The sequence below is a fragment of the Aquitalea denitrificans genome, assembly GCF_009856625.1.
Taxonomy (GTDB): Bacteria; Pseudomonadota; Gammaproteobacteria; order Burkholderiales; family Chromobacteriaceae; genus Aquitalea; species Aquitalea denitrificans.
This window is the reverse complement of record NZ_CP047241.1, coordinates 2,094,722-2,121,529: the sequence shown is the minus strand read 5'-3', so window position 1 is coordinate 2,121,529 and position 26,808 is coordinate 2,094,722. Positions and strand designations below refer to the sequence as shown.

General features: G+C 57.8%; 23 protein-coding genes. 5 read left to right on the top strand and 18 right to left on the bottom strand.

The window, feature by feature from the left end:
- Window positions 1-232: 232 nt before the first annotated feature.
- From GSR16_RS09545 to rluD, 7 genes are all read right to left on the bottom strand, one after another.
- A complete protein-coding gene (locus GSR16_RS09545; RefSeq protein WP_159876811.1) occupies window positions 233-1,969 on the bottom strand; it encodes an anti-phage dCTP deaminase in 1,737 nt (578 codons plus the stop codon).
- Window positions 1,970-2,042: 73 nt separating this feature from the next.
- On the bottom strand, window positions 2,043-3,122 hold the full coding sequence (locus tag GSR16_RS09540; RefSeq protein WP_159876810.1) for a ribonucleotide-diphosphate reductase subunit beta: 1,080 nt from the start codon (window positions 3,120-3,122) through the stop codon (window positions 2,043-2,045).
- Window positions 3,123-3,140: 18 nt separating this feature from the next.
- Complete coding sequence (locus GSR16_RS09535) at window positions 3,141-3,413, bottom strand: hypothetical protein (RefSeq protein WP_159876808.1); 273 nt, start codon at window positions 3,411-3,413, stop codon at window positions 3,141-3,143.
- Between the two features lie 74 nt (window positions 3,414-3,487).
- On the bottom strand, window positions 3,488-3,880 hold the full coding sequence (locus GSR16_RS09530; protein ID WP_159876806.1) for a hypothetical protein: 393 nt from the start codon (window positions 3,878-3,880) through the stop codon (window positions 3,488-3,490).
- Window positions 3,881-4,151: 271 nt separating this feature from the next.
- Window positions 4,152-7,025, bottom strand: a complete 2,874-nt coding sequence (locus GSR16_RS09525) for a ribonucleoside-diphosphate reductase subunit alpha (protein ID WP_159876804.1) — start codon at window positions 7,023-7,025, stop codon at window positions 4,152-4,154.
- A 485-nt stretch (window positions 7,026-7,510) separates the two neighbouring features.
- A complete protein-coding gene (pgeF, locus tag GSR16_RS09520; protein WP_159876802.1) occupies window positions 7,511-8,266 on the bottom strand; it encodes a peptidoglycan editing factor PgeF in 756 nt (251 codons plus the stop codon).
- Window positions 8,253-9,356 (bottom strand): 23S rRNA pseudouridine(1911/1915/1917) synthase RluD, encoded by a 1,104-nt coding sequence (gene rluD, locus GSR16_RS09515; protein WP_159876800.1) that lies wholly within the window; start codon window positions 9,354-9,356, stop codon window positions 8,253-8,255. Before rluD ends, pgeF begins: the two co-directional genes overlap by 14 nt.
- Here rluD and GSR16_RS09510 point away from each other — a divergent pair.
- Window positions 9,355-10,146: an outer membrane protein assembly factor BamD gene (locus GSR16_RS09510; RefSeq protein WP_159876798.1), complete on the top strand. Its 792-nt coding sequence runs from the start codon at window positions 9,355-9,357 to the stop codon at window positions 10,144-10,146. The two genes, rluD and GSR16_RS09510, sit on opposite strands and share 2 nt — an antisense overlap.
- Window positions 10,147-10,235: 89 nt before the next feature.
- Here GSR16_RS09510 and GSR16_RS09505 read toward each other — a convergent pair whose 3' ends face one another.
- Complete coding sequence (locus GSR16_RS09505; protein WP_045846995.1) at window positions 10,236-10,574, bottom strand: P-II family nitrogen regulator; 339 nt, start codon at window positions 10,572-10,574, stop codon at window positions 10,236-10,238.
- Between the two features lie 147 nt (window positions 10,575-10,721).
- Here GSR16_RS09505 and purL point away from each other — a divergent pair, with 147 nt between their 5' ends.
- Window positions 10,722-14,681, top strand: a complete 3,960-nt coding sequence (gene purL, locus GSR16_RS09500; protein ID WP_159876796.1) for a phosphoribosylformylglycinamidine synthase — start codon at window positions 10,722-10,724, stop codon at window positions 14,679-14,681.
- A 100-nt stretch (window positions 14,682-14,781) separates the two neighbouring features.
- Here the strand turns inward: purL and GSR16_RS09495 are convergent, their stop codons facing one another.
- The 6 genes from GSR16_RS09495 to GSR16_RS09470 form a co-directional block, all read right to left on the bottom strand.
- Entirely contained in the window at window positions 14,782-15,207 is a 426-nt protein-coding gene (locus GSR16_RS09495) for a cytidine deaminase (protein ID WP_159876794.1), read from the bottom strand.
- Window positions 15,208-15,285: 78 nt separating this feature from the next.
- Window positions 15,286-16,188 carry a LysR family transcriptional regulator ArgP gene (locus tag GSR16_RS09490; protein WP_159876792.1) on the bottom strand — a complete coding sequence of 301 codons (903 nt, stop codon included), beginning with the start codon at window positions 16,186-16,188 and terminating at the stop codon, window positions 15,286-15,288.
- 113 nt (window positions 16,189-16,301) lie between these two features.
- Entirely contained in the window at window positions 16,302-17,198 is an 897-nt protein-coding gene (locus GSR16_RS09485) for a pirin family protein (protein WP_159876790.1), read from the bottom strand.
- Between the two features lie 143 nt (window positions 17,199-17,341).
- A complete protein-coding gene (locus GSR16_RS09480; protein WP_159876788.1) occupies window positions 17,342-17,620 on the bottom strand; it encodes a putative quinol monooxygenase in 279 nt (92 codons plus the stop codon).
- 13 nt (window positions 17,621-17,633) lie between these two features.
- Window positions 17,634-18,380: an SDR family NAD(P)-dependent oxidoreductase gene (locus GSR16_RS09475; RefSeq protein WP_159876786.1), complete on the bottom strand. Its 747-nt coding sequence runs from the start codon at window positions 18,378-18,380 to the stop codon at window positions 17,634-17,636.
- 86 nt (window positions 18,381-18,466) lie between these two features.
- The gene (locus GSR16_RS09470; RefSeq protein WP_159876784.1) at window positions 18,467-19,195 is read right to left on the bottom strand and encodes an isochorismatase family protein; all 729 of its coding nucleotides are present in this window, start codon (window positions 19,193-19,195) and stop codon (window positions 18,467-18,469) included.
- 199 nt (window positions 19,196-19,394) lie between these two features.
- Here GSR16_RS09470 and GSR16_RS09465 point away from each other — a divergent pair, with 199 nt between their 5' ends.
- Together GSR16_RS09465 and GSR16_RS09460 are read left to right on the top strand one after the other, a co-directional pair.
- A complete protein-coding gene (locus GSR16_RS09465) occupies window positions 19,395-20,336 on the top strand; it encodes a LysR substrate-binding domain-containing protein (protein ID WP_159876782.1) in 942 nt (313 codons plus the stop codon).
- A gap of 124 nt (window positions 20,337-20,460) precedes the next feature.
- Complete coding sequence (locus GSR16_RS09460; RefSeq protein WP_159876780.1) at window positions 20,461-21,084, top strand: LysE/ArgO family amino acid transporter; 624 nt, start codon at window positions 20,461-20,463, stop codon at window positions 21,082-21,084.
- Window positions 21,085-21,145: 61 nt separating this feature from the next.
- Here GSR16_RS09460 and prmB read toward each other — a convergent pair whose 3' ends face one another.
- The 4 genes from prmB to GSR16_RS09440 all read right to left on the bottom strand — a co-directional run bounded on the left by prmB (window position 21,146) and on the right by GSR16_RS09440 (window position 25,419).
- The gene (gene prmB, locus GSR16_RS09455; RefSeq protein ID WP_045846985.1) at window positions 21,146-22,066 is read right to left on the bottom strand and encodes a 50S ribosomal protein L3 N(5)-glutamine methyltransferase; all 921 of its coding nucleotides are present in this window, start codon (window positions 22,064-22,066) and stop codon (window positions 21,146-21,148) included.
- 205 nt (window positions 22,067-22,271) lie between these two features.
- Window positions 22,272-23,648, bottom strand: a complete 1,377-nt coding sequence (locus GSR16_RS09450) for a phosphomannomutase/phosphoglucomutase (RefSeq protein ID WP_089083316.1) — start codon at window positions 23,646-23,648, stop codon at window positions 22,272-22,274.
- 82 nt (window positions 23,649-23,730) lie between these two features.
- Window positions 23,731-24,759 (bottom strand): anthranilate phosphoribosyltransferase, encoded by a 1,029-nt coding sequence (gene trpD / locus GSR16_RS09445; protein ID WP_159876778.1) that lies wholly within the window; start codon window positions 24,757-24,759, stop codon window positions 23,731-23,733.
- Window positions 24,760-24,849: 90 nt separating this feature from the next.
- Window positions 24,850-25,419 carry an aminodeoxychorismate/anthranilate synthase component II gene (locus tag GSR16_RS09440; RefSeq protein ID WP_159876776.1) on the bottom strand — a complete coding sequence of 190 codons (570 nt, stop codon included), beginning with the start codon at window positions 25,417-25,419 and terminating at the stop codon, window positions 24,850-24,852.
- 875 nt (window positions 25,420-26,294) lie between these two features.
- Between GSR16_RS09440 and GSR16_RS09430 the strand changes: the two genes are divergently transcribed.
- Window positions 26,295-26,528, top strand: coding sequence for a hypothetical protein (locus tag GSR16_RS09430; protein ID WP_159876772.1), 234 nt, complete (start codon window positions 26,295-26,297; stop codon window positions 26,526-26,528).
- Window positions 26,529-26,808: the final 280 nt, after the last annotated feature.

The following is a 26,808-nucleotide window of genomic DNA, read 5'->3' as shown; positions in this document are numbered from 1 at the left end:
CAGGGTCTTAAGCGGTCGGCTGTTTGCAGCGGCGCGACGTTAGCGCGCCGCAAGTTCCGGCCGCGCCCTGGGCGGTGCGGCTGGGGCGGGAATTCGACGCGCTGCGGGTCGCCTTTTCTTTGGGTACTTTCTTTTGGCGAAGCAAAAGTAAAGTACCTCGCCGGCGGGGCGAGACCCGCGAAGTTTAGCTTTTGTAAGGAATTTATTATATGGATAGAATGCCGATTTATAATTAATTGTCACTCGTTATGTAATCTAATTCGTCTTTGTAAGGGAGAATTGGTTCGTATAGTTGATGAAATCCCTTACCAACTGCCCCTGTAAATTGAATAAGTTGGGGTTGTTTGCTGCCAATTGATAAAATATGATCCTGAGCAATTCCTGGATATGGGTCGATATAAATAATTTCTTCAATCCCAAGTTGATAAGCCTTTTTGGCGCAGAGTTCACATGGGCTTGCAGTTGTATATAACTTCCCTCCCTGTATTCCCATGCCGCCATGCTTTGTTAGTTGCAAAAATGCGTTTTCTTCGGCATGGAGCGCCCTTGTGTGTACTTGGTTGCCTTTTTTATCCATTTCATTTTTAATATCCTTAAAGCAGTATGAGTGATTTCTTCCGCTATCTTTATCTATGCTTGAGATTTCAGTGTATCTTTTCTGTGCTGCATTTCTAAACTCGGATGAGTTTCTCTCGTATTTACTGTAGGTAATTTCATCAAAGCTATTCATTAATCCTTCAAAAGATCTTAGATTGCATGATACTTGCCCTTTCGCAACGTCATTCCAGCCAATTGCTTTTGTCGAGTTTTCGTGGTCTGTTATGACTGCGCCAACTTGTCTTGATATACATCCTGAGTTTGACTTGGCTGTGTATGCAACTTGCATTACTCGTTCTATCGTTCGTGGTGTTACCAAGCCCGGATGCAGCATGAGCGAAAAGTACCATGCTAACTGTGCTTTAAGTACGTTATTGTTTCCTAGCTCATTTCTGGGATTGAATATATGAATGTCTGCCATTTCAATGCATTTTTTAACATTTTGACTGATAAAATCTGCATGGCTAATTTTCGTTTTTCCAGATTCTCTGAGCTCTATTTCATCAAATTTGTCAACGCTAAATTTGTGCACATCTTGTAAGTAAGATTTTCTATCATCGTCCGGGGCATTTACTGATACAAGATAGAATGCTGAATATCTGTCCTTGAAAAATCTTGCCTCAAATGGATTTCTTATGGCATCAATAACAATAAAGACATGGTCATTTATTTTTCGAATTAATTTTATTATTCTGTTTATGGTTTCTGGTAAATGAAATATTGATTCTGGGATAAATTCCATTTCTTGATAGTTGCTGCTAATTTTTCCAATTTTCCTAATGGAATTTCCGGCGGCCTGGTAGGTGTATATGTATAGATCTGGGTTGATTTTATTGAGTTCCATCTTGAATTTGGCGGTAAATACTCTAACCATTTTCAGAATGAGGTTGAATTTACTTTTTTCACTATCTGTCATAGTGAATTTGGTGCTGTGATCAATTATTTTTTCAAACGATTGGCGGTATTTTTTAATATTCCCCCTGCTAAATTCTCCATTTTTTAAAATTTCACTTATTTTTTCTATGGGGACTGGAGGAGTACAAGACTTGCTTATGAAGTTTGCGACTTCCTCTGCATCTGTAGAAAGTAAGTATGCGGATATTAAGTCGCTAACTTTTATTGAGTAGAATTTTTTGAAGTTTTTTAATGCATATTCCCGAAGAATGTTGTAACGCAATACATCATTCCCTTGGTAAAATGGAGTATTGCCAATATTTATTGAGCTAACAGTTGGGAATGTGGGTGCTGACTCAAGAATATTTGCTGCTGTAGTGCATCCTGATCCGGTTCTGCCAGTTAGCCCGATAAGGACAAATTTTTTTCTCTCTGCAAATAGCGTCGAAATTGTCTCTTGATTCTTTTTGAGTGGCATTTTGCTATCCTATAGCTTGATGTCATTTTGTGAGATAAAAAAATAGAGCGCTTCGCGCCCTATTTTTTGAATATCAATCCCAGCTCAACGCCCCGCCAGTCTGATACTCCGTCACGCGGGTCTCAAAGAAGTTCTTCTCCTTCTTCAAGTCAATCATCTCGCTCATCCACGGGAATGGGTTGTTCACACCCGGGAACAACTGGTCCAGGCCAATCTGCTGCATGCGACGATTGGCAATAAAGCGCAGGTATTCCTTGAACATGCTGGCGTTAAGGCCCAGCACGCCACGCGGCATGGTGTCTTCGGCGTAGGCGTACTCCAGTTCCACGGCCTGTTTGAACAGCTCGACGATCTCGGCTTTGAAGCTTTCGGTCCACAGCTGCGGGTTTTCCAGCTTGATGGTGTTGATCAGGTCGATACCGAAATTGCAGTGGCTGGATTCGTCACGCAGGATGTACTGGTATTGCTCGGCAGCGCCGGTCATCTTGTTCTGACGGCCCAGTGCCAGGATTTGCACGAAGCCGACGTAGAAGAACAGGCCTTCCATGATGCAGGCAAACACGATCAGCGAGCGCAGCAGCTTCTGGTCGTTTTCCAGGGTGCCGGTCTTGAAGGCGGGGTCGCACAGTACGTCGATGAACGGAATCAGGAATTCGTCCTTGTCACGGATGGATTTGATTTCGTTGTAGGCGTTGAACACTTCACCTTCGTCCAGGCCCAGGCTTTCCACGATGTACTGGTAGGCGTGGGTGTGGATGGCTTCGTCAAAGGCCTGACGCAGCAGGTATTGGCGGCATTCCGGGCTGGTGATCTGGCGGTAGGTGCCCAGCACGATGTTGTTGGCGGCCAGGCTGTCGGCGGTAACGAAGAAACCCAGGTTGCGCTTGACGATGCGCATTTCGTCTTCGGACAGCTGGCCGGTTTTCCATTGTTCGATGTCACGCTGCATGTTCACTTCTTGCGGCATCCAGTGGTTGGCACATTGGGCCAGGTATTTTTCCCAGGCCCATTTGTGTTTGAACGGGACCAGCTGGTTGACGTCGGTGGTGCCGTTGATGACTTTCTTGTCCACGGCGTTGACGCGGCCTGCGCTGTTGCTGTCGGTAGGGGCTACGGCCGGTTTTTGTACCGGGGTGTCGTCAAAGCTCAACATGTATTGGATTCTCCGTGTTTATTTGCCGGCCACGCCCATGGGGGTGGTCAGCTGGATGGTTTGGCCCGCGCCCGGCATGCTGTGCATGCTGGTTTCGGCGGCGGGCTGGCATGGGGGTTGTTCCAGCAGCATGGCGCTCTGGTGCATGATGCGGATGGCAGTGCGGGGAGTGGCCGGTGTATCGCGCAGTGGCTGCGGCAGGTCTACCAGCACCAGGCCCAGCTTGCGAAAGCGGTCTTGCTCCGGGTGCTGCGCTGCACGGCTGGCGGTGCAGAATAGGGTGGTGCTCATGCCGGTCTCCCCGTTGCTGTTGCGGTTTGCTTCCGAAGCCGGCTGTGGTCAACCGGCTTGAGAAGCCTGTCCGGTTATTGGGCCGGATGCCCGTGTTCTTCAAATTGCGCCAGGCCGTAAATGCGCCATTCGCCGTTTTCCCGTATCAGGTGGTAGGCGGTGGAAAATATCCACGGCTCGGCCTGCTGTCGCTGTGCTGTCCAGCGCACCTTGACGGTGGCCAGTTCGCTGCCAAAGGGCAGTACGTCAGTGATGCGGCAACTGGCGCTGCTTACGCCCTGGGCGCGGTAATACTCCAGAATGCCTACGGTGGCCTGGTAGAGCGCTTCGGTTTCATTGCTGCCGAAGGTGGCGATCTGGCCATGGTGTACCGCAGTAAATGGACGGGTAAACATGGCGTAGACCGCACGCGCATCCAGGGCGGAGTAGGCCTGGCTGTAACGGTTGAAAAATTCCTGAAGTGTCATGGGCATCTCTGATTGTTTGCGCCTTGTGGGCCTGGTTCAGATGATGGCTGGCCTTGGCGGGCTGCCATCTTGTTTGCTTTTACACTTCCCCATTCGGAAACCGCCTGCGGGCAAGCGGTTTGGAAATGGGCTGACCGGGTGAGCGGTCAGCTTGGTGCAGTTGTCTTGCCTGCTTGCTGGCAGGCTTCACCAGCTTTTCAAGCTGCCCTGTCGTGACACGACAGGGGTCCGGGTTGTTGCTTCGCACCAACCACTGATTGCTCTGCTTGCCTTACTGGCAAGCCTCGCAATCAGGGTTGTCAATGCTGCAGAACTTGGCGTCGGTGGCCGGGGTGTTGTCCACCTCGGCTGCCGGGGCGCTTTGTTCGGCGGCAGCGTTGTAAGCCGGGTTCAGGCCGCTGGCTACTGCGTTCAGCTCGCCGCCCTTGCCAGTGGATTTTTCGGCACTGGAGGCTGCCAGGGTGCGCAGGTAGTAGGTGGTTTTCACACCGCGAATCCACGCCAGCTTGTACAGGTCGTCCAGTTTCTTGCCGGATGCGCCGGCCATGTACAGGTTGAGCGACTGCGCCTGGTCAATCCATTTCTGACGGCGCGATGCCGCTTCCACCAGCCATTTCGGGTCGATTTCGAAAGCGGTGGCGTAAATGGCTTTCAGCTCGGCCGGGATGCGGTCGATGCGGCCCAGGCTGCCGTCGAAGTACTTGAGGTCGGCTACCATCACTTCGTCCCACAGGCCGGCTTTTTTCAGGTCGCGCACCAGGTATTCGTTGGTGACGGTGAATTCGCCGGACAGGTTGGATTTCACAAACAAGTTCTGGTAGGTCGGCTCGATGCTGGCAGACACGCCAATGATGTTGGCGATGGTTGCGGTCGGGGCGATGGCCAGGGTGTTGGAGTTGCGCATGCCGTGTTGCTTGATGCGTTCACGCAGGGCGTTCCAGTCCAGGCGCTCGGTGCGGTCCATTTCCAGATAGCCGCCGCGTTCGGCTGCCAGCAGGTTGATGCTGTCTTGCGGCAGCAGGCCACGGTCCCACAGGCTGCCCTTGTACGACGGGTAGCGGCCACGTTCTTCGGCCAGTTCGGTGCCTGCCCAGTAGGCGTAGTAGGCCACCATTTCCATGGATTCGTCGGCAAATTCAACGGCTTCCTGCGAGGCGTACGGTACGCGCTTCATGTGCAGGCAGTCCTGGAAGCCCATGATGCCCATGCCTACCGGACGGTGCTTCAGGTTGGAATTGCGTGCCTTCTTCACCGGGTAGAAGTTGATGTCGATCACGTTGTCCAGCATGCGCAGGGCGATGCGGATGGTGCGTTGCAGCTTCTCGGCGTCCAGTTTGCCATCGGCACCCATGTGGGCGGCCAGGTTGACCGAACCCAGGTTACACACCGCGATTTCGTCGTCGTTGGTGTTCAGGGTGATTTCGGTGCACAGGTTGGAGCTGTGTACCACGCCCATGTGCTGCTGCGGGCTGCGGATATTGCACGGGTCCTTGAAAGTAACCCACGGGTGGCCGGTTTCAAACAGCATGGTCAGCATCTTGCGCCACAGACTGAGGGCCGGGATGCGTTTGTACACCTTCATTTCGCCACGTTCGCCCATGGCTTCGTAGTGCTGGTAGCGCTTTTCGAAGGCCGAGCCATACAGTTCGTGCAGATCAGGTACTTCCGACGGCGAGAACAGGCTCCATTCCGCGCCTTCCATCACGCGTTTCATGAACAGGTCCGGAATCCAGTTGGCGGTGTTCATGTCGTGGGTGCGGCGGCGGTCGTCACCGGTGTTCTTGCGCAGTTCCAGGAACTCTTCCACGTCGGCGTGCCAGGTTTCCAGGTAGGCACATACCGCGCCCTTGCGCTTGCCACCCTGGTTGACGGCCACGGCGGTGTCGTTCACCACTTTCAGGAAGGGAACAATACCTTGCGACTTGCCGTTGGTGCCCTTGATGTGGGAGCCCATGGCGCGCACCGGCGTCCAGTCGTTACCCAGGCCGCCAGCAAACTTGGACAGCAGGGCGTTTTCCTTCAGGCCTTCGTAAATGCCGTCCAGATCATCGGCAATGGTGGTCAGGTAGCAGCTGGACAGCTGGCTGCGACGAGTGCCGGAGTTGAACAGCGTCGGGGTGGATGACATGAAGTCGAAGCTGGACAGCACGTTGTAGAACTCGATGGCGCGGGCTTCGCGGTTCACTTCGTTCAGGGCCAGGCCCATGGCGACACGCATGTAGAAAGCCTGCGGCATTTCGATGCGGGTGCCGTCGATGTGCAGGAAGTAGCGGTCAAACAGGGTTTGCAGGCCCAGGTAGCCGAATTTCAGGTCGCGCTTGGCGTCCAGGGCGGCACCCAGTTTTTTCAGGTCGTACTCGGCCAGGCGTTCGTCCAGCAGCTCGGCCTGAATGCCTTTCTTGATGAATTGCGGGAAGTATTCCGCATAGCGCTCGGCCATTTCTTCCTGGCTGACCGATTCATCCAGGATTTCCAGGCGGATGCTGTCCATCAGCAGGCGGGCGGTGACGTAGTCGTAGGCCGGGTCCTGTTCGATCATGGAACGGGCGGCCAGAATGGCGGACTTGTTCACTTCGTCCAGCGGCACGCCGTCGTAAATGTTTTTCAGGGTTTCGGACAGGATGGCGTCGATATCGATGCCGGCCAGGCCCTGGGCAGCGGATTCAATGCCGGCGCGCAGGCGGGCAATGTCCAGCGGCTGCTTGCGGCCATCCTTGCGGATGACGTTGATCTGGATCTGGGTCAGCGCTTCGCCGCGTGCTGCGCGTTCTTGCGAGCGTTGTTCGCGGTACAGCACGTAGGCGCGGGCCACGTCGTGTTCGCCAAAGCGCATCAGGCTCAGTTCTACCTGGTCCTGGATGTCTTCGATATGGATGGCACCGCCTTCGGGCTTGCGGCGCATCAGGGCGTTGACCACCAGTTCGGTCAGCTGGGCAACCTTGTCACGAATGCTGGCGGAGGTGGCGCCTTGATGCCCCATCACGGCCAGGAATGCCTTGGTCATGGCGATGGAGATCTTGACCGGCTCGAATGCCACAACGGCACCATTGCGGCGAATGGTTTTGTAGTGGCTGAAGTCGGCCTGGGGGGCGGCGGCACGGCCGAGTTCGGCGGCGGTTTGCCCTTCAAAGGTGGTCAGTTGCATGGAGCCCTCTTTGGGTGGTTTGCGTCTTGGCCGATGCAGCCGGCAGGCGGCTGGACATGGGCTGTGGACAAGTCTGTTGAAAAGCTGTGTGTGTCTTGTGAATAAACACAATATATATGTTTGTACCGCACAGAAGACGCAAATTCTAGTGTTCTGCGAGCGGCGGAGCAAGTCTTGACAGGGCGGTGAAAAATGTGAAATCCGCGCCAGATAAGGCTTGCAGCGGCATAGGAATTTTTTGGGGCAGGGCTGCCTGCTTTTGGTGCCGGCAAGAAATCCTGTAAAGACAAGCATCTGGGTATTGATGCAGGGGTGCCACAATATCTGGTGTTTGGTGCTTGTTGCGCAGCCGCTACGCCTTTGGCATGAAAAATTGATGACGATTCATCTTTTTCAGCATGGCCTGCACAGACTGCGTTGCCGCCGCGGCATGAAAAACGGCAGCCGACACCATAGGGTGGGGGCTGCCGTGGATGCGTGACTGCTTAGCCTTGCGGCTGTAGCCAGATCAGGCTGGCCATGCGGCCGGTAATCTTGTCGCGGCGGTAGGAGAAAAAGCGTTCACGGTCGATGACCGTACAGAAGTCGCCGCCATACACCCGCTCAATACCCAGTGCCGCCAGGCGCTGGCGTGCCAGCATATAGATATCGGCCAGATACTTGTCTTCGCCGATGGCATCGAAGGCCTGATCGGCGGCGGGGTCGGCTGCCATGAAGGCGGCGCGTACTTCTGCACCCACCTCAAAGGCATCCGGGCCAATGGCCGGGCCCAGCCAGGCCATCAGGCTGGAAGGTTCTACCCCGGTGGCGGCTACGCTGGCTTCCAGCACCCCATCACACAGGCCACGCCAGCCGGCATGGGCGGCGGCGACTACGCTGCCCGTGTCGTTGCACAGCAGTACCGGCAGGCAGTCGGCAGTCATTACCACGCATACAGTGCCAGCCGTAACGCTGTAGCTGGCATCGGCATCCAGCAGGCTGTCGCCCACTTCGGTGGCATTTACCACGTGGGTGCCATGCACCTGGTTCAGCCAGGCCGGTTCGTTTGGCAGCTGGCTGCGCAGCAGTTCGCGGTTGGCGGCAACAGCCTCGGGATCATCCCCGACATGGGTGCCAAGGTTGAAGCTGTTGAAGGGCTGCAAGCTGCGGCCGCCCTGGCGCGTGGTGATGAGGGTGAGGACATTGGCTGGCGCAGGCCAGTCAGCCTGCAGCCAGTGGCTGGATGGTTCAGTCACGGACATAGATCACCTCGATGTCGCCATCGTCGTCATCGTCATCTTCATCATCCCACTCTTCGCCGTCTTCCTCCTGGATGGCGGATGCCTGCTCCATGCGCTCACCACCTTCGCCGCGCAGGGTGTTGAGCAGGTGCATGAAGTCGTCTGGCAATGGTGCCTGCCAGCTGCGCTCCTCACCGGTACCCGGGTGCACCAGCGCCAGCTTGTAGGCGTGCAGGGCCTGGCGGGCCAGTGCCTTGACGGCGTCGGCCACGTATTCGTCCATCTTGTGACGCTGGTTGCCGTACAGTGCATCGCCGGCCAGTGGGTGGCGTGCCTCGCGCATGTGGACGCGAATCTGGTGGGTGCGACCGGTTTCCAGCTTGCACTCGACATAGGAATGGCTGTCAAAGCGTTCCAGCACCCGTACGTGGGTGACGGCCGCTTTGCCGCCAAACTTCAGCACCGCCATTTTCAGGCGGTTGTGCGGGTCACGGCCAATCTGGGTGCTGATGGTGCCATCAAACGGCACCACGCCATCGGCAATGGCACGGTAGATACGCTTTACCGTACGGGCTTGCAGCTGGCGCACCAGTTCGGTCTGGGCCGGAATGGTCTTGGCCACCACCATCAGGCCACTGGTGTCCTTGTCCAGCCGGTGTACGATGCCGGCGCGCGGCACGTGGGCCAGGGCGGGGCAGTGGTGCAGCAGGCCGTTGAGCAGGGTGCCTGTCCAGTTGCCGCTGGCTGGATGAACCACCAGGCCGGCTGGTTTATTGACCACCAGGATGTGTTCATCTTCGTAAACAATGGGCAAATCCATGGCTTCCGGATGGAAAGCCATTTCTTCATTTGACTGAACAATGGTAACGTCCAGCTTTTCGCCACCCAGCAGTCTGGTTTTCGGGGGGACGACTTTGCCGTCCACCAGAACATGGCCATCCTTGATCCATTGGGTCAGGCGGCTGCGGGAGTAATCGGGGAGGAGTTTGGCAAGAGCTGCGTCAAGGCGTTCGCTACCCAAAGAGAGCGGAACCTCCAGCTGTTGTCGAGCAGATACCTCGTTTTCCGAGATATCGCTATAATCCTCCGAGTCAAAGTAAGGATCGGTCATGAAAAGATACGTTGTAGCAGCAATGTTGGTGATGGGGCTTGCCGGTTGTGCAACCACGGAAACCTACGACGAAACGCGCGGCTGGACCGTGGAAAAGCTCTACTCGGAAGCTCGGGATGAACTGAACAGCGGTAATTATACCCGTGCTGTCAAGCTGTACGAAACGCTGGAAGCGCGCTACCCCTATGGCCGCTATGCCCAGCAGGCCGAAATGGACCTGGCCTATACGCATTACAAGGATAATGAACCGGAACTGGCCGTGGCCGCTGCCGACCGTTTCATCAAGCTGCACCCTGCCCACGCCAACGTGGACTATGTGTATTACCTGAAGGGCCTGGTGTACTACAACGACGACCAGGGCATGTTGTCCAAGTGGGCCGGCCAGGACATGAGCGAGCGCGACCCGAAAGCTGCCCGCGAGTCCTTCCTTGCCTTCCGCGAGCTGACCACGCGCTTCCCGAACAGCAAGTATAGTGCGGATGCGCTGGAAAAGATGAACCGTCTGGTGGATGCACTGGGTGGTGGCGAAATGCACGTGGCGCGCTACTACATGAAGCGCGGTGCCTATCTGGCCGCTGCCAATCGCGCGCAGAACGTAGTGAAGGAATACTCCAACACCAAGTATCCGGAAGAAGCGTTGGCGCTGATGTCGGTTGCCTACGATAAGCTGGGCATGGCCCAGTTGGGTGGTGATGCCAAGCGCGTGCTGGCGCTGAACTATCCCAACAGCAAGTATCTGGCGCAGCCGTGGCAAGTGGAAGAAATGCCGTGGTGGAAGGTGTGGAAGTAATCGACTCCCTGCAACTGAGTACAAAAAAGGCCGCATAAGCGGCCTTTTTTCATGCAGATGGCAACAGGCGGGATATTGCCATCTACTGATCAAATGGCATCTTCGTTGGTTTCGCCGGTACGGATGCGCACCACCTGCTCTACGGCGGTGACAAAGATCTTGCCGTCACCAATCTTGCCGGTACGGGCAGCGGCCACGATGGCTTCGATGGCGCGATCCACCAGATCGTCAGCCAGAATCACTTCCACTTTTACCTTGGGCAGGAAGTCCACCACATACTCGGCACCGCGATACAGTTCGGTATGGCCTTTCTGGCGGCCAAAACCCTTGACCTCGGTAACGGTCAGGCCGTTGATGCCAAGGTCGGACAGCGCCTCGCGCACTTCATCCAGTTTGAAGGGTTTGATCACGGCTTCGATCTTTTTCATGCTCAGGTGCTCCTTGCGGTGACTTTATTGTTCCGTAAATGCGCTGTGGACGATTGATAGCCCGACATTCGCCGCAGAATGGCCTTAATGTACGGCCTGTTTTGCTGTATTATGACGCGCTTTCCTGATCCTTGTCGCGAGTGTTGCATGTCGACCATTCTCAAGCTGCGGGGCGGTGCTGCCCTGTCCCAGTTTCGTCTTGAAAAACTTCTCGCTGCCGCTGCAGAAGCCGGCCTGCCCGAGATCAGCCTGAAAGCCGAATTCTGGCATTTTGCCGAGAGCGAAAACGAACTCTCGACCGAACAGCAAGGCATTCTGGGCAAGCTGCTCAACTACGGCGAGGCTCCGTATGCCGAGGTGCCGCAGGGCGAATTGTTCCTGGTGACGCCACGACTGGGTACGCTGTCACCCTGGGCCTCCAAGGCTACCGATATTGCCCGCCATTGCGGGCTGGAACAAGTGCTGCGGATCGAGCGCGGCACCGCTTACTGGGTAAGCACCGCCGGAGTATCTTTAAGTGAAGAGGCTCGTCAGGTTCTGGCGGGCCTCTTGCACGATCGCATGACCGAAACCGTGCTGGGTTCGCTGGACGATGCCGACAAGCTGTTCGTCCACATGGACCCGCAGCCGCTGACCAGCGTGGATATCCTGGGTGGTGGCCGTGCGGCACTGGAAGCGGCCAACCGCTCGCTGGGCCTGGCGCTGTCCGAAGACGAAATCGTCTATCTGGTGGAAAACTTCACCCGCATGGGCCGCAATCCCTCCGACGTTGAACTGATGATGTTTGCCCAGGCCAACTCGGAACATTGCCGTCACAAGATTTTCAATGCGCAGTTCGTGATCGACGGCGTAGAGCAGGGCAAGTCCTTGTTCCGCATGATTCGTGACACGCACGATACACATCCGGAAGGCACGCTGGTGGCCTACAAGGATAATGCCTCGGTGATTGAAGGTGCCTTCATCGACCGCTTCTACCCGGCACCGGAAACGGCCGAGTACGGTTTCACCACCGAACCGACCGACATCCTGATGAAGGTGGAAACCCATAACCACCCGACCGCCATTTCCCCGTTCCCTGGTGCTTCCACCGGTTCCGGTGGTGAAATCCGTGACGAAGGCGCCACCGGTCGTGGTTCGCGTCCCAAGGCTGGCCTCACCGGCTTTACCGTGTCCAACCTGAACATTCCGGGCTTTGTGCAGCCGTGGGAAGTGTATAGCGACAGCCAGGCCGAATACGGCCGTCCGGGTCGCATTGCCTCCGCCCTGCAAATCATGCTGGATGGCCCGATTGGTGGCGCTGCCTTCAATAATGAATTCGGTCGCCCCAACCTGACCGGCTACTTCCGTAGCTTTGAAGAAGTTGTCGATGGCGAAGTGCGCGGCTATCACAAGCCCATCATGATTGCCGGTGGCCTGGGCAGCATTCAGCAGCAACAGATCCACAAGAACGAAATTCCGGAAGGCGCTTTGCTGATCCAGCTGGGTGGCCCCAGCCTGCTGATCGGCCTGGGCGGTGGTGCCGCGTCCTCCATGGACACCGGTGCCAATAGCGAAAACCTGGACTTCGACTCGGTACAGCGTGGCAACCCGGAAATCGAACGCCGCTGTCAGGAAGTGATCGACCGTTGCTGGCAGTACGGTAGCAACAACCCCATCGTGTCCATCCACGACGTGGGTGCCGGTGGTCTGTCCAATGCCTTCCCGGAACTGGTGAACGATGCCGGCCGCGGTGCCATCTTCCATCTGCGCAAGGTGCACCTGGAAGAAAAGGGCATGACCCCGATGCAGATCTGGTCGAACGAATCGCAAGAGCGTTACGTGCTGGCCATCCTGCCGCAAGACCTGGACCGCTTTACCGCCATCTGCGAGCGCGAGCGCTGCCCGTTTGCCGTACTGGGCGTGGCCACCGATGATGGCCACCTGCAAGTACGCGACGACCACTTCAACAACAACCCGGTGGACATGCCGCTGGAAGTGTTGCTGGGCAAGCCGCCGCGCATGACCCGCGACGTGAAGACCGTACCGCTGGAATTCCGCGTGTTCGACGCTTCGCGCTTCCCACTGAAGGAAACCGCCTACCGCGTGCTGCGCAACCCGGCCGTGGCCGACAAGTCCTTCCTCATCACCATCGGCGACCGCTCGGTGGGCGGCATGACCGCGCGCGACCAGATGGTGGGCCCGTGGCAAGTGCCGGTGGCCGACGTTGCCGTCACCACCATGGGTTTCAACAGCTACCGTGGCGAAGCCATGGCTATGGGCGAGCGCACCCCGACCGCCCTGTTCAACGCCGCCGCGTCTGGCCGCATGGCCATTGGTGAATCGCTCACCAATATCGCCGCCAGCTTTGTCAGCCACATCGGTAATATCAAGCTGTCCGCCAACTGGATGGCCGCTGCCGGCCATCCGGGCGAAGAAGCGCGTCTGTACGAAACCGTGGACGCCGTATCCAAGCTGAGCCAGGATCTGGGCGTCAGCATTCCGGTGGGCAAGGACTCGCTGTCGATGAAAACCGTGTGGGACGATGCCGGCGAGAAAAAGTCGGTGACCGCACCGGTTTCCTTGATCGTCACCGCCTTCTCCCCGGTAGAGGACGTACGCAAGACCGTCACCCCGCAGCTGCGCGACGAAAAAGACACCGACATCATTCTGGTAGACCTGGGTTATGGCCGTTGCCGTCTGGGCGGCTCCATCTACGGTCAGGTGTGGAAAGCCATGGAAGGCCGTGCGCCGGACGTGGAAAGCCCGGCCCAGCTGGCTGCCTTCTTCAATACAGTGCAAACCCTGCTGCGTGACGACATGCTGCTGGCCTACCACGACCGTTCCGATGGCGGCTTGTTCGCTACGCTGGCGGAAATGATGTTTGCCGGTCATGTGGGCCTTACCGTGGACCTGCAGGAACTGGTGATCGAGCGCAAGAATACCCAGCGTCTGATCGACGACTTTGTACAGCCCACGCCGGAAGGTGCCACCCATGGCCGCATCATGCGCGTGCTGTTCAACGAAGAGCTGGGTGCCGTGTTGCAGGTCAAGAAGGTACACACTTCTGATGTAATTTCCCGCTTCATGGCTGCCGGTATTGGCCGTGAGCTGTTCGTGCTGGGCAAGATCAACAGCAAGGACCGCCTGATCATCAACCATCATGGCGAAGAGCTGTTCAGCGAAAGCCGTATCGATCTGCACAAGGCCTGGAGCGAAACCAGCTACCGCCTGCAGCGCATGCGTGACAATCCGGCCTGCGCCGACAGCGAGCACCTGCTGCTGTCCGACGCCAAGGCTCCGGGCCTGTCGGCCAAGCTGTCGTTTGATACCGAAGACAATCCGGCAGCACCGTTCATCGCTACCGGCGCACGTCCACGCATGGCCATCCTGCGTGAGCAGGGTGTGAATGGCCAACTGGAAATGGCTGCGGCATTCGACCGTGCCGGCTTCCAGGCGGTAGACGTGCACATGAGCGACATCATCAGCGGTCGCGTGGCACTGTCCGACTTCAAGGGCCTGGCCGCCTGCGGTGGCTTCAGCTACGGCGACGTCCTGGGTGCAGGCGAAGGCTGGGCCAAGAGCGTGCTGTTCAACCCGCGTGCCCGCGAGCAGTTTGAAGCCTTCTTCCAGCGTGGCGACACCTTCGCGCTGGGCGTGTGCAATGGTTGCCAGATGATGTCCAATCTGTCCGGCATCATTCCGGGGGCCCAGCATTGGCCGAAGTTCCAGCGCAATGCGTCCGAGCAGTTCGAAGCCCGCTTCACCATGGTGGAAGTCACCGAGTCGCCGTCCATCTTCCTGGCCGACATGGTGGGCAGCCAGCTGCCAGTCGTGGTCAGCCACGGTGAAGGCCGTGCCGTGTTTGCCCCGGATGCGCAGGATGGGGTAATCACCGCCCTGCGTTATGTGGATTTCAACGGCAAGCCGACCGAAACCTATCCGCTGAACCCGAACGGCTCGCCGGCAGGTATCACCGGTGTCACCACCGCCGATGGTCGCTTCACCATCATGATGCCGCACCCGGAACGTGTGTTCCGCACCGTGCAAAACAGCTGGCATCCGGAAGGTTGGGGCGAGAACGGTGCCTGGTTCCGCATGTTTGCCTCGGCACGCCGCTGGGTGGGCTAAGCAGACTGTGCAGTAGGCAGCAAAACCAAACGGAAGCCAGTGGCTTCCGTTTTTTCATGCCTGCTCCGGGCACGCCGCGTGGCGCAGCTTGGGTGGGAGCTCAGGCGTCGGCGAGGTTTTGCGGGCCGAAGGCATGCGGTAGCAGCTGGTCCAGCGTGGTGTCGATACGGTCAGTGCCGTCGCAGATGCTGCGCACCAGCATCTGCGGGCCAAATTCGTTCAGTACCTGACGGCAGGCTCCGCAAGGGGAGGTGGGTGTGGCTGTGGGGGTGTAGATGCAGACCGCCAGCACCTGTTGCAGACCATGCAGCACGCGGGCAGAAAATATCGCCGTACGTTCCGCACAATTACCCAGGCCATAGCTGGCATTTTCTACGTTGCAGCCCGGATGTATCCGTCCCTGCTCATCCAGAATGGCGGCACCAACGGCAAAGCGACTGTACGGGACATAGGCCTGACGGGCTGCGGCACGTGCAGCAGCTTCCAGTGTGGCCCATTGTTCTGGGCTGGGGATATCGGTTGCCATGGACTCTCCGGGTGGATCAAGCAGGGCGCGTGATCTTGCGCTGCGCGCCGCACACTGTCAACCGGCACCGTGAGCGAATCAGGGCTGATCGGGCTGACGCAAGACCTTGCCGGCATGGCCGAGCAGCGCAGCACTCAAGGCTTGTGCCAGCGAAGACTCCACCCGCCAGTGATGCCAGTAAAGCGGCATGTCCACATACTGACCCGGCAGCAGGTCCATCAGGCGGCCAGTTTGCAGGTCATCATCAATCATCAACTCCGGCAGCAGACTGTAGGCCAGTCCCAGTCGTGTTGCCTGCACAAAGCCTTGCGGTGTCGGCAGGGTAAGGTGGGGAGTGCTGCCTTCATAAGCCGCAAACTGTTGCAGGAATTCGCTGTGCAGATCGTCCTTGCCACTGAAAATGATGGCCGGAGCCTGGGCCAGTGCGGCCGGGGTAAAGCCATCGGCAAAATAGCGGGCGGCAAAGGCCGGGGTAGCCAGGCAGAGGTAGCGCATGCAGCCCAGAAAATGGCATTCGCCGCCCTGAATGGGGGTGGGGCGGGTGCCGACGCAGCCCACCACATGTCCGGCACGCATCAGTTCGTGGGTGTAGTCCTGATCATCCATCATTACGTCGATCAGCAGGCGGCGCTGTTGCATGACTCCTTGCACTGCAGGCAGAAACCAGGTGGCCAGACTGTCGGCATTCACACCCACGGCCAGCGTAGTGAAGCCGCTCTGTTCGGCATCAGGCTGCAGGGTGTTGAGTAACTCGCCCTCCATCAGGCTGAGCTGGCGGTAATGTTGCAGCAGCAAGCGGCCAGCCACGGTTGGGGCCGGCGGGCTGGTGCGGGTGAGTACCGGCTGGCCGAGATTCTCCTCCAGCTGGCGTATGCGCTGCGAAATGGCGGACTGGGTAAGAAACAGCTTGCGCGCGGCCTTGTCAAAACCGCCGGTTTCCACCACGGCTGACAAGGCTTCCAGTTGTTTTGGGTCCAGCACCGGGCGCTCCCGCTTGAACAAGGTGGCTCATGCTAATGGCTACGCGGCCGCATGGCAAACAGTATGGAGACGAACAAGGCTTCAGCGAAGCCAGTGAGGTGCTCAGGCAAGATTCATGCTGACGGACGGCCATTGCGCAGCCAGTCCTCGGTCAATTGTCCGAACTCGCCGCGTTGATACGCCCAGATGCGATCGTTGATTTCCTCGCTGCTATTCATCACGAAGGGGCCGTGTTTAACCAGTGGCTCGTTCAGCGCCAGGCCGGACAGCAAGACAAAGTGACAGCCGGCCTCAGCATGGATCTGCAGCCGGGCAGCGTGTGCCGCCGAATCAGCCAGAGCAATGCCAACGGCTGCTCTGGCCGGGATGTCGGCGCTTTGTCCGTCGGCTGTCAGCTTTAGCGGAGCATCGATGGCATAGAGCATGGCATTCCAGCCGGGTTCCAGCACATGAGCGAAGCGCTGGCCTGCATCAATAAAGCCATCCAGCAAGGTAAAGGCTTCCGGCAATGCCGCGGTGTGGGCCGCGTGAATGCCGTTACTGCTGCCGGCTGCAATACGTACCCGCACGCCCGGTGCCTGGTATTCCGGAATGTCGGCGGGATCGGCATGCACGGCAAACGGGGCCTGCATTTTCTTGCTGGCCGGCAGGTTGACGAAAATCTGCAGTGCATGCACGTGCGGATTTGCGCCTTCCGGCTGCTCGGTATGTACGGCGCCACGTCCGGCAGCCAGCCAGTGCAGGGCGCCCGGCACGATGGGGCCCTGATTGCCCATGGAGTCGTAATTGACATGCGGGCTGCTGGCGTCCTCGAACATATAGGTCACGGCGGAAATACCGGCGTGCGGATGTGGCTCGAAGGTAGGGCTGGTCATGTGGAAGTGGTCCACCATCACTACCGGGTCGATCAGCCCGTGGAACATCTGTTCACCAAAATGCTGGGCCTGAAAGCCACTGCCAATGGTGAGCGGCTGGCCGTGGGTCGCCGCGGAAATCTTCAATTGTGTCATCTTGCTTGTGTCCTGATTGCCGCCGGGCCAGTTGGCCGCAGCGTGGTTAAACGTCAGCGGCAAAACCGGCTGCCTCTGTGCTGCCGGTCTTACTCTTGTACTGCCTGCTTCAGCTGCAGGCTTGCTTTAACTGCGTTCCAGCGCTAGCGCTCGCCAGTGCCGCAGTCGGCGCTCTGCCGCAAACATGGTTTGCACCCTGGCGAAATAGGGCTGGTAGTACGCGCGCTGCAATTGCACATCTTCCAGATGTCGGCGGCTGCTCCAGCCTTCCAGCGGCAGGGGTCGTCAGCGTCCTGGAAGATTTCAAAGCGCAGGCAGTCGGCTTCTTGCTGCAGAATGAAGCGGCTGAACTGCTGTAGTTCTTGCAGGAAATCAGCCACACACGCCGGTTTGATGGTGAGTTCCACCGTCAGTACATGCATGTCCGTGGCTGCCTTACAGGGCATCGGTCAGGCCGCCATCGGCCAGCAGGGTGCGGCCGGTAATCCAGCGGGCATCATCACTGGCCAGAAATGCCACCACATCGGCGATGTCTTGTGGCTGCGCCACCCGGCCCAGCGGTGTGCCATTGGCCACGGCTTCGCGCCGGGCCAGGGGTGTGGCTGCGGTCATGTCGGTTTCGGTCATGGCCGGGGCAACTGCATTCACCGTGATATTGCGACGGCCCAGTTCCAGTGCGTAGGCATGGGTCAATACCGAAACGGCGGCCTTGCTGGCCGAGTAAATGGCCGTGCCGATGCGCGGCGAGTAGATCAGATTGCTGGACAGGTTGACGATGCGTCCGCCGTGCTCCGGGAAAAACGGCAGCGCATGGCGGGTCATCAGCAGCATGCTGCCCATATTGCCGTCGAAGACACGGGCAATATGTTCGGCATCCACTTCGCTCAGGCTGCGTCCTTCAAATACCCCGGCATTGTTGATCAGGATGTCGATGCGGCCAAAACGGGTGGCGATGGTGGACAGCACATCGCGCACCGCCAGTTCCTGGCTGACATCGGCTGCATAGGCCACCGCCTTGCCGCCCTGGCTGATGATGCCGGCAACGACATGCTCCGCCTGTTGCTGATTGCTGCGATACACAATCACCACCTGCGCACCCTCATCGGCCAGTCTGCGGGCGATGGCTGCGCCAATACCACGCGAACCGCCGGTGACAACTGCCACCTTGTCTGCTTGTTTCATGATGCGTCATCCCTGTAGGGCTAGTGGAAGAAGGTATTGGCTGCCAGCGTCACGAAATGGGCGCTGGCTGTGTGCACTGCCAGGGCTTACTTCTTGCTGAAGCCGCTTTGCATCTGCCATACCAGGGTGGCAAACGGCATGTCCAGATCACCATAAACCTGTCCGGCCTTGGGGGCGGTATTGCTGCGCAGCATCTCCACGGCAGCGGTGGCATAGTCGGTTACCGGGATGCCGGCGCCCAGCAGGCGTTGCAGGCCGGCGGTGCGCTTGGCTTCATTGAAGGTGCCGGAGGCATCCAGCACGACACGGGTGTCATAGCCAGCGGCCTTGGCCGACAGGGCCGGGAAGCTGGCGCAGATTTCCAGCGATACGCCAGCCACGATGATTTGCTTGCGACCGGTTTTTTCAATGGCGGCGCGTACTTTCGGGTCTTCCCAGGCATTGATCACGGTGCGGCTGATCACTTGCACGCCGGGCAGGGCTGCAGTCAGTTCCGGCATGGTCGGGCCCCACATACCGTCCGGCATGGTGGCCGTCACGATAACCGGCACACCCAGGGTGCGGGCGGCTTTGGCCAGGGCAACCACATTGTGTTTCAGATCGCCAACCGTAGTGTCGCGTACGCCACTGATCAGGCCCACCTGATGATCCACCAGCAGCAGCACGGCATTGTCACGCGACAGCATGCTGAGATTGGCGTTTTGCTGCATGCTTGCCGCGCTTGTACTTGCGGCAGTAGCCGGCGTAGCACTGCCGAGGGTAGCCAGGGTGGCAAGACCGAGCAGCGTGGCAGAAAACAGTTGGCGGATTTTCATGGCTTATTCCTTTGAGTGGTGGTTGCGCAATCGCATCGTTTATTGCTGCAAGTAGCGTGTATTTGGCATTAACTGTACTAAAGGCTTGATTGCGTGGAAGTATTATGAGCAAAGCCAAGTCCATGAAAATATAGGAAAAATCTCATTTATCGTTCTATTGGCAGAACGATAAGATGTTGATTCAACAAGTGGGAGCGATATGAGCACGCTGGCACTGGATCTGAATGATCTGTATCTGTTTTCCCAAGTGGTGCAGCGCCAGGGGTTCAGTGCGGCAGCGCGAGCGCTGGGCCTGCCCAAATCAAGGCTGTCCCGCCGTGTCAGTTTGCTGGAAGAACGACTGGGTACGCGCTTGTTACAGCGGGGGCCGCGTGCGCTGAGTATGACCGACGCGGGTGAGGCCCTTTACGTGCACTGCCTGGCCATGCTGGCCGAGGCCCGTGCCGGTGAAGAGGCTGTCAGGCAGCGCCAGCACGAACCAAGCGGCACGGTGCGGCTGAGTGTGCCAGTGGCAATTGCCGATGCGGTACTATCCCGCTTGCTGCCGCAATTCATGTTGCACTACCCCAAAGTGCGCTTGGCAGTGCAGGCCTGCAATCGTCAGGTGGACTTGCTGGAAGAGGGCGTGGATGTGGTGGTGCGTGGCGTCAATCATGCCTTGCTGCCCTCCAGTCTGATCCAGGTTCCCTTGTGCACCGCACGCTGGGGCTTGCTGGCTGCGCCTGGTCTGGCATTGGGTGGTGTTCTGCAGCCGCAACAGTTGGCGGGGTGCAATGCCTTGCTGTTTGCGCCGCAAGGAGAGGGCAGTGATGTCTTGCGTTTACGCAGTCATGCTGGTCTCAGTTGCGATGTGCAGATGAATGCCTTGCTGCGTAGCGACCATATTCCCACCCTGAAACAGGCAGCACTTGCCGGCATCGGCATTGCCGACCTGCCCTTGTATGCCTGCACCCAGGAGCTGGCCAGCGGGCGGTTGCAACTATTGCTGCCAGACTGGCATAGCCGCGATGGGCGACTGGTGATGCTCTACCCCAGCCGGCGTGGCCTGTCGCCGGCGGTGCGGGTGTTGATCGACTTCGTGAAGCGTGAATTGCCTGCTCTGCTGGAATACCACACGGTTGAGTCTGTGATTGAAAATTAGAAATACTTATTACATATAAAAATTATTAGTTTAACTTTTTATCGCCGTCGCATTAGTCTGTGGGCATTGTCAATCAAGCAGGTCTGGCCGGCAGGCGGGCAGACCACAGTGCAACGGGAAATCCATGTTCAATCTGAGTGTTTATCTGGCCGCGCTGGGCCTTTCCGGTAGTCAGATCGTGGGAATCGGTCCGCAGAATGCTTTCATCATCAGGCAGGGAATAGGGCGCAGCCACATTCTGCCCATCGTGCTGATCTGCATTGTGGCGGATGTCATCCTGATCAGCTGCGGCGTATTGGGCATGGGCAAGATCATTGGTGCCATTCCCGGTTTTGTGCAGACCATTGCCTGGCTGGGTGCCGGTTTCTTGCTGTGGCTGGGTTTCAAATCTTTCCGGGCTGCGCTGCACCCGGGTGCGCTGAAACTGGATGGCTCGGTAGAGCGGGACAGGGAAAAGGCCATTCGTACCATTTTGCTGGTGACCCTGCTCAATCCCTACGTGTGGCTGGATACCGTGGTACTGATTGGCAGCGTGGCGTCGGTGTATGGCAGTCAGTCTGCACCGTCTTTTATTCTGGGCAGCATCACTGCCTCGGTCAGCTGGTTTGTCGGTATCGGTTTTTTTGCCAGCAAACTGGCGCCGCTGTTTCAGCAGGAGCGTAGCTGGCGCATTCTGGACTGTGCCATTGGCCTCATCATGTTGTTTACCAGTAGCTTGCTGGTCTGGAATTACGGCTTTACACACTAGGCCATCGTTGCAGAATGCAAAAAAGCCGGACTATGTCCGGCTTTTTTGGTTGGGTGCTGGCTTATTCCGCGGCAGCGTCCAGCTCCAGGCCCTTGATCAGGTCGTCGCGGGTCAGCAAGAAGACAAAGCCATCGCCGCTGGCGGTTTCCATCCACATGAAGGGCAGGTTGGGGAAGCATTCTTCCAGCATGTCACGGTTATGGCCGATTTCCACCAGCAGCACGCCATGCTCAGTCAGCAAATCCGGCGCGCGGCGCAGGATTTCGCGCGTGGCGTCCAGGCCGTCTTCGCCCGAACCCAGGGCAATTTCCGGCTCGTGCAGGTATTCCTGCGGCAGCGCGTCCACCGATTCGGCATCCACATACGGCGGGTTGGCGATGATCAGGTCGTAGGGCTCTTCCAGGCCTTCGCACAGATCGCTGTGAATCAGCTGGATCTGGTCTTCCAGGCCGTAGTTCTGCACATTGATGGCCGCTACTTCCAGCGCATCCAGCGAAATGTCCACGGCGTCGATTTCGGCGTCCGGGTAATGGTGTGCCAGTTGAATGGCCAGGCAGCCAGAGCCAGTACACAAATCCAGCGCGCGGTGTACCAGTTCGGGATGTTCGATCCACGGTTGCAGCGGCTCACCCAGCAGTTCGTAGATGAAGGAGCGCGGCACCAGCACGCGTTCGTCGACATAGAAGCTGAATTCACCCTGCCAGGCTTCGTGGGTGAGATAGGCCACCGGCACTTTTTCTTCGGCCCGGCGTTCAATCAGGTCCACCACGTCCTTCACCTCGGTCGGCAGCAGGCGGGCATCCAGATAGGGTTCCAGCCGGTCGATCGGCAGCTTCAGCGTGGTGAGGATGAGGTAGGCGGCTTCGTCGTGGGCATTGTCGGTGCCGTGGCCATAGGTGAGGCCGGCCTGGTTGAAACGCGACACCGCAAAACGCAGCAGATCGCGTACGGTGCTAAAGCTGCTGGCAGCCTGTGCGTACATGCTTGTCCTTTCTGGACAGGGAGGAGTTTCGCCCTGTCGATAATGACAAGGGACATGGCTTGCATGTCCCTTGTGGTCTGGTTCGGTCGCCATTATAGCCAAGCGACTGTGGCTGCACTATCCCGGTGAACCGCCGTGCCGGGCGGATGGCGGCGGTGGCTGGCCTTGCGCCACCATCACGCCGCCATCACGCCATCATTGCGCATCAGAACGGCAGCGCTGCATCGGTGGCGGCAGACAGCACGCGGCGGAAGTCGGCCTTGATGCGTTCCAGGGCCTCGGCATTGTCGGCTTCAAAACGCAGCACGATCACCGGTGTGGTGTTGGATGCGCGCGCCAGGCCAAAACCGTCGGCGTACTCTACCCGCAGGCCATCCAGGGTATTCACTTCGTCTGCACCCTCGAACTTGGCAGATTTCTGCAGTTTGGCGATCAGTGCATGGTTTTCGCCCTCGGCCTTCATCTTGAGGTTGAGTTCCGGGGTGGAGATGGCGTTGGGCAGCGCATTGAGCACGGCGCTGGGGTCTTCCACGCGCGACAGCACTTCCAGCAGGCGCACGCCGGCGTACATGCCGTCATCAAAACCGTACCAGCGTTCCTTGAAGAACACGTGGCCGCTCATTTCACCGGCCAGCAGGGCGCCGGTTTCCTTGATCTTGGCCTTGATGAAGCTGTGGCCGGTACGGGCCATCACCGGCTCGCCGCCGTTTTCCAGAATCCACGGCTTGAGCAGACGGGTGGATTTGACGTCGTAGATGATCTTGGCTTTGGGGTTGCGTTCCAGCACATCGGCGGCAAACAGCATCAGCTGACGGTCCGGCCAGATGATGTTGCCATCCTTGGTGACTACACCCAGGCGGTCGCCGTCGCCATCAAACGCCAGGCCCAGTTCGGAGTCGGTCTTGGCCAGCGCTTCAATCACATCCTGCAGGTTTTCCGGTTTGGCCGGGTCCGGATGGTGGTTGGGGAAGCTGCCATCCACTTCGCAGAACAGCTCGCGTACGCGGCAGCCCAGGCGGCGGAACAGCACCGGGGCAAAGGCACCGGCCACACCGTTACCGCAATCCACCACGATATTCATATTGCGTTCCAGCTTTACATCGCTGGTGATGCGGTCCAGATAGGCTTCCACGATGTCATGGGTGCGATAGCCGCCTTCACCCTGGCTCAGATCCTTGTCCTTGATGCGCTGGTACAGGCGCTGGATGTCGTCACCGGCCAGCGTGTCGCCGGCCAGCATCATCTTGAAACCATTGTAATCCGGCGGGTTGTGGCTGCCGGTCACCATCACGCCGGACAGAGTGCCCAGTTCGTACGCGGCAAAGTACAGCATCGGCGTGGCCACGCGGCCCACATCAATCACATCCACGCCAGCGGCGCGAATACCGCTGGCCAGCGCATCGCTCAGGTCCGGGCCGGACAGGCGGCCATCACGGCCAACCACGATGGCTTTTACCTTGCGGGCTTGTGCTTCGGAACCGATGGCATGGCCGATTTGGCGGGCCACATCCGCAGTCAGGGTTTTACCGACAATGCCACGGATATCGTAGGCCTTGAAGATGTCTTTGGATGGTGTGCTCATGATGGTAGGCAAAATCTCGTAAACAATAATCAGTAAAACCGGCCGTCAGGCAATGACGGCCGCGAAAAGAAAAGTATAAGGCTCAGGCGGCCAGGGACTGGCTGAGTTCGATCAACTGCTCCAGTTTTTGCCGTGCCTTGCCTTCGGCCAGCACCTGACGGGCAAGCGCAATCCCTTCCGGCAGGGTGGCACACAGGTCGGCAGTATAAATGGCTGCACCGGCATTGAGTACGACAATGTCGTGGGCCGGGCCGGGCTGGTTATCCAGCACCGACAGCAGGATGTCGCGCGAGGCAGCCGCGCTGGTGGCCTGGATATCCTTGAGTTCGAAGAAGCTGAAGCCCAGCTCGCGCGGGTCCAACAGGTATTCTTCGATCTGGCCGTGCTTCAGTTCGGCCACCATGGTGCGGTCGCTGAGGGTGATTTCATCCAACCCGTCCAGGCCATGTACGATCATCACGTGCTGGCTGCCCAGTTGCTTGAGTACCCGCGACTGGATGCCTACCAGGTCGGGATGGAAGACGCCCATGATCTGGTGATCGGCATTGGCCGGGTTGGTCAACGGCCCCAGGATGTTGAAAATGGTGCGCGCGCCCAGTTCCTTGCGGATGGGTGCCACATGCTTCATCGCGCTGTGGTGATTGGGGGCGAACATGAAGCCGACCCCGATTTGGTCGATGCAGCGGCCAACTTGCTCTGGGGTCAGGTTCAGATTCACGCCCAGCAGTTCCAGTACATCGGCGCTGCCGGAGCTGGACGATACCGAGCGTCCGCCATGCTTGGCCACCCGTGCGCCGGCGGCAGCCACCACGAAGGCTGCGGTGGTGGAAATATTGAAGGTATGGCTTTTATCCCCACCGGTGCCGCAGGTGTCGATCAGGTGTTCACGCTGTTTTACCGGTACCGGCGTGGCAAATTCGCGCATCACGGTGGCGGCGGCAGCAATCTCGGAAACACTTTCCACCTTGGTGCGCAGGCCAATCAGGATGGCAGCCGTCTGGGCCGGCGTCAGTTCACCGCGCATGATCTGGCGCATCAGGTCCAGCATTTCGTCAAAAAACAGTTCGTTGCCGTCAATCAGCCGGTTCAGTGCGGCTTGTGGGGTAAGCATGTCGGGGTCCTTGAATCTCGGGTACATTGCCGCCTGCTGCGGTGCGCTACCAGCAAAAACCTGCCGCAGGGGCAGGGTGTTTGCACAGGGTCAGGCAAATTCCTTGAGGAAGTTATCCAGCATGTGATGGCCATGCTGGGTGAGGATGGATTCCGGGTGGAACTGCACGCCCTCGATGGGCAGGGTTTTGTGGCGCACACCCATGATTTCGCCGTCATTAGTCCAGGCGGTGATTTCCAGGCAGTCCGGCAGTGTTTCACGCTCGATCACCAGCGAGTGATAACGGGTGCAGCTAACCGGATTGGGCAGGTCACGGAACATGCCGACATTATGATGGTGTACCGGTGACACCTTGCCATGCATCAGTTGCTTGGCGTGGATGATCTTGCCGCCAAACGCCTGGCCAATGCCCTGATGACCAAGACAAACCCCCATGATGGGCAGCTTGCCGGCAAAGTGCTTGATGGCAGCGACCGAAATGCCTGCCTCATTAGGCGTGCATGGTCCGGGGGAAATCACCAGATATTGCGGCTGCAAAGCCTCTATCTGCTCCAGCGTGATTTCGTCATTGCGAAACACCTTCACCTCCTGCTTCAGCTCGCCGAAGTATTGCACCAGGTTGTAGGTAAAAGAGTCATAGTTATCAATCATGAGCAACATATTTAGCCTAACGCCTTGTATCCATTGACTTGTATTGTCGATATTGCAGCCCGTTACTCACATCATCACTCACATTGCTGCGCGATGGGCCTGCTCTGCCGGTTGAGGGAGATCTCTTCTGGCCATCGAAATGAGAATTCGTACTTAACCGGGGCCGGGAAAGTTTTGCCCTCAATCTTACGGTAGATGGTGCTCTTGTGCCAGCCGGTCAGTTTCGCGATTTGCCTGATGGCAAGTGGCTTTCCACGCATTTTCAAGGTCTTGGCAATGTCATTTTTCTGATCAGTAACCTAGTGCCGAATGCTGGTTTTCACGTATCTGGCGCAGGCCGGTTCCGATGTTGAGCGGGCTTTACCAGGCCTGGCAAGGTAGGCAGAAGCTGGACCGGCTTGATCAGTTGGAGGAGGTGCCGGGCAGTGGTGTAGGCCGTACTTTGTTCCGTTACCGTTTACACGACTAAGCGTAGCTTGCAGGGGCGATTCGATCAGCAAAATAAAAACCACTGCAAGTTATTGAATTTGCTATAAATCATTGCAGGTCTGGCTATTTGATGCCCGTAAAGCCAACCGCGTCTGAGCGGTAACTCGGCGGCTAAGCGAACAGGTGAAAAAACCGGTTGCCATGCGGCACATACAAGCCCGAATGCTTGTCAAAGCCTGTGCACAGACGATGAGGCACCGGCCCTGACGGCACCGTGTGGATAAACTATAGATAATGCTGTGCAAAGAATAACAAACAGTACTGCCCAGGTTTCGGCCTAGTCTGTGCTGGCTAGAGATTGTCAGCGCCTATTCCTGTATTGAAGGACATTATTGATCATCGGAAAGGCAAGGCGTTCAACGCCGATCGTGCCTACCCACCGAAGGAGATATGACATGGAACCTGTCTACGCCATGATGGCTACCCCCGCCTATCTCGGCATCGGTTTGCTGCTGGCACTGGCCGTGGTGAGCTATGTTGCCTATGAGGACTACTTCCAGGTGGTGGGCGATACGATTAACGCTGCCATCGTGATGATGTTCTGGCCGTTGGTGCTGGCCGTGCTGATTTACATCAAACTGCAGTCCTTAGTAGAAAGCATGTTGACGCCTACCCATCACGCTGAATGATAGCTGACCTTGCCGCTGTCCCTTCACGGGGATGGCGACGCCGCCAGTCCAGCGATTGCCGGCACTACGCGGGGTAGCGCCTATCCACATGCGAACACCACAGCCGCCTACGGGCGGCTTGGTTTATTGCAAGACCCGCCAGCTTAATACCATCATTGTCTGTAACGGCAATATTTCACTGTTTCAACGGATGCTTTACCCCAAAGTGGGTGCGTCATGCACGGCTGACTGGCAATCTTGTTGCGCAGCAATATCGTTCACAGAAAATGGTCGGTATTTT

Coding starts and splice junctions, on each gene's coding strand:
- GSR16_RS09545 (WP_159876811.1), bottom strand. CDS start 1,969: ATGCCACTCAAAAAGAATCAAGAGACAATTTCGACGCTATTTGCAGAG.
- GSR16_RS09540 (WP_159876810.1), bottom strand. CDS start 3,122: ATGTTGAGCTTTGACGACACCCCGGTACAAAAACCGGCCGTAGCCCCT.
- GSR16_RS09535 (WP_159876808.1), bottom strand. CDS start 3,413: ATGAGCACCACCCTATTCTGCACCGCCAGCCGTGCAGCGCAGCACCCG.
- GSR16_RS09530 (WP_159876806.1), bottom strand. CDS start 3,880: ATGACACTTCAGGAATTTTTCAACCGTTACAGCCAGGCCTACTCCGCC.
- GSR16_RS09525 (WP_159876804.1), bottom strand. CDS start 7,025: ATGCAACTGACCACCTTTGAAGGGCAAACCGCCGCCGAACTCGGCCGT.
- pgeF (WP_159876802.1), bottom strand. CDS start 8,266: ATGTCCGTGACTGAACCATCCAGCCACTGGCTGCAGGCTGACTGGCCT.
- GSR16_RS09510 (WP_159876798.1), top strand. CDS start 9,355: ATGAAAAGATACGTTGTAGCAGCAATGTTGGTGATGGGGCTTGCCGGT.
- rluD (WP_159876800.1), bottom strand. CDS start 9,356: ATGACCGATCCTTACTTTGACTCGGAGGATTATAGCGATATCTCGGAA.
- GSR16_RS09505 (WP_045846995.1), bottom strand. CDS start 10,574: ATGAAAAAGATCGAAGCCGTGATCAAACCCTTCAAACTGGATGAAGTG.
- purL (WP_159876796.1), top strand. CDS start 10,722: ATGTCGACCATTCTCAAGCTGCGGGGCGGTGCTGCCCTGTCCCAGTTT.
- GSR16_RS09495 (WP_159876794.1), bottom strand. CDS start 15,207: ATGGCAACCGATATCCCCAGCCCAGAACAATGGGCCACACTGGAAGCT.
- GSR16_RS09485 (WP_159876790.1), bottom strand. CDS start 17,198: ATGACACAATTGAAGATTTCCGCGGCGACCCACGGCCAGCCGCTCACC.
- GSR16_RS09480 (WP_159876788.1), bottom strand. CDS start 17,620: ATGCATGTACTGACGGTGGAACTCACCATCAAACCGGCGTGTGTGGCT.
- GSR16_RS09475 (WP_159876786.1), bottom strand. CDS start 18,380: ATGAAACAAGCAGACAAGGTGGCAGTTGTCACCGGCGGTTCGCGTGGT.
- GSR16_RS09470 (WP_159876784.1), bottom strand. CDS start 19,195: ATGAAAATCCGCCAACTGTTTTCTGCCACGCTGCTCGGTCTTGCCACC.
- GSR16_RS09465 (WP_159876782.1), top strand. CDS start 19,395: ATGAGCACGCTGGCACTGGATCTGAATGATCTGTATCTGTTTTCCCAA.
- GSR16_RS09460 (WP_159876780.1), top strand. CDS start 20,461: ATGTTCAATCTGAGTGTTTATCTGGCCGCGCTGGGCCTTTCCGGTAGT.
- prmB (WP_045846985.1), bottom strand. CDS start 22,066: ATGTACGCACAGGCTGCCAGCAGCTTTAGCACCGTACGCGATCTGCTG.
- GSR16_RS09450 (WP_089083316.1), bottom strand. CDS start 23,648: ATGAGCACACCATCCAAAGACATCTTCAAGGCCTACGATATCCGTGGC.
- trpD (WP_159876778.1), bottom strand. CDS start 24,759: ATGCTTACCCCACAAGCCGCACTGAACCGGCTGATTGACGGCAACGAA.
- GSR16_RS09440 (WP_159876776.1), bottom strand. CDS start 25,419: ATGTTGCTCATGATTGATAACTATGACTCTTTTACCTACAACCTGGTG.
- GSR16_RS09430 (WP_159876772.1), top strand. CDS start 26,295: ATGGAACCTGTCTACGCCATGATGGCTACCCCCGCCTATCTCGGCATC.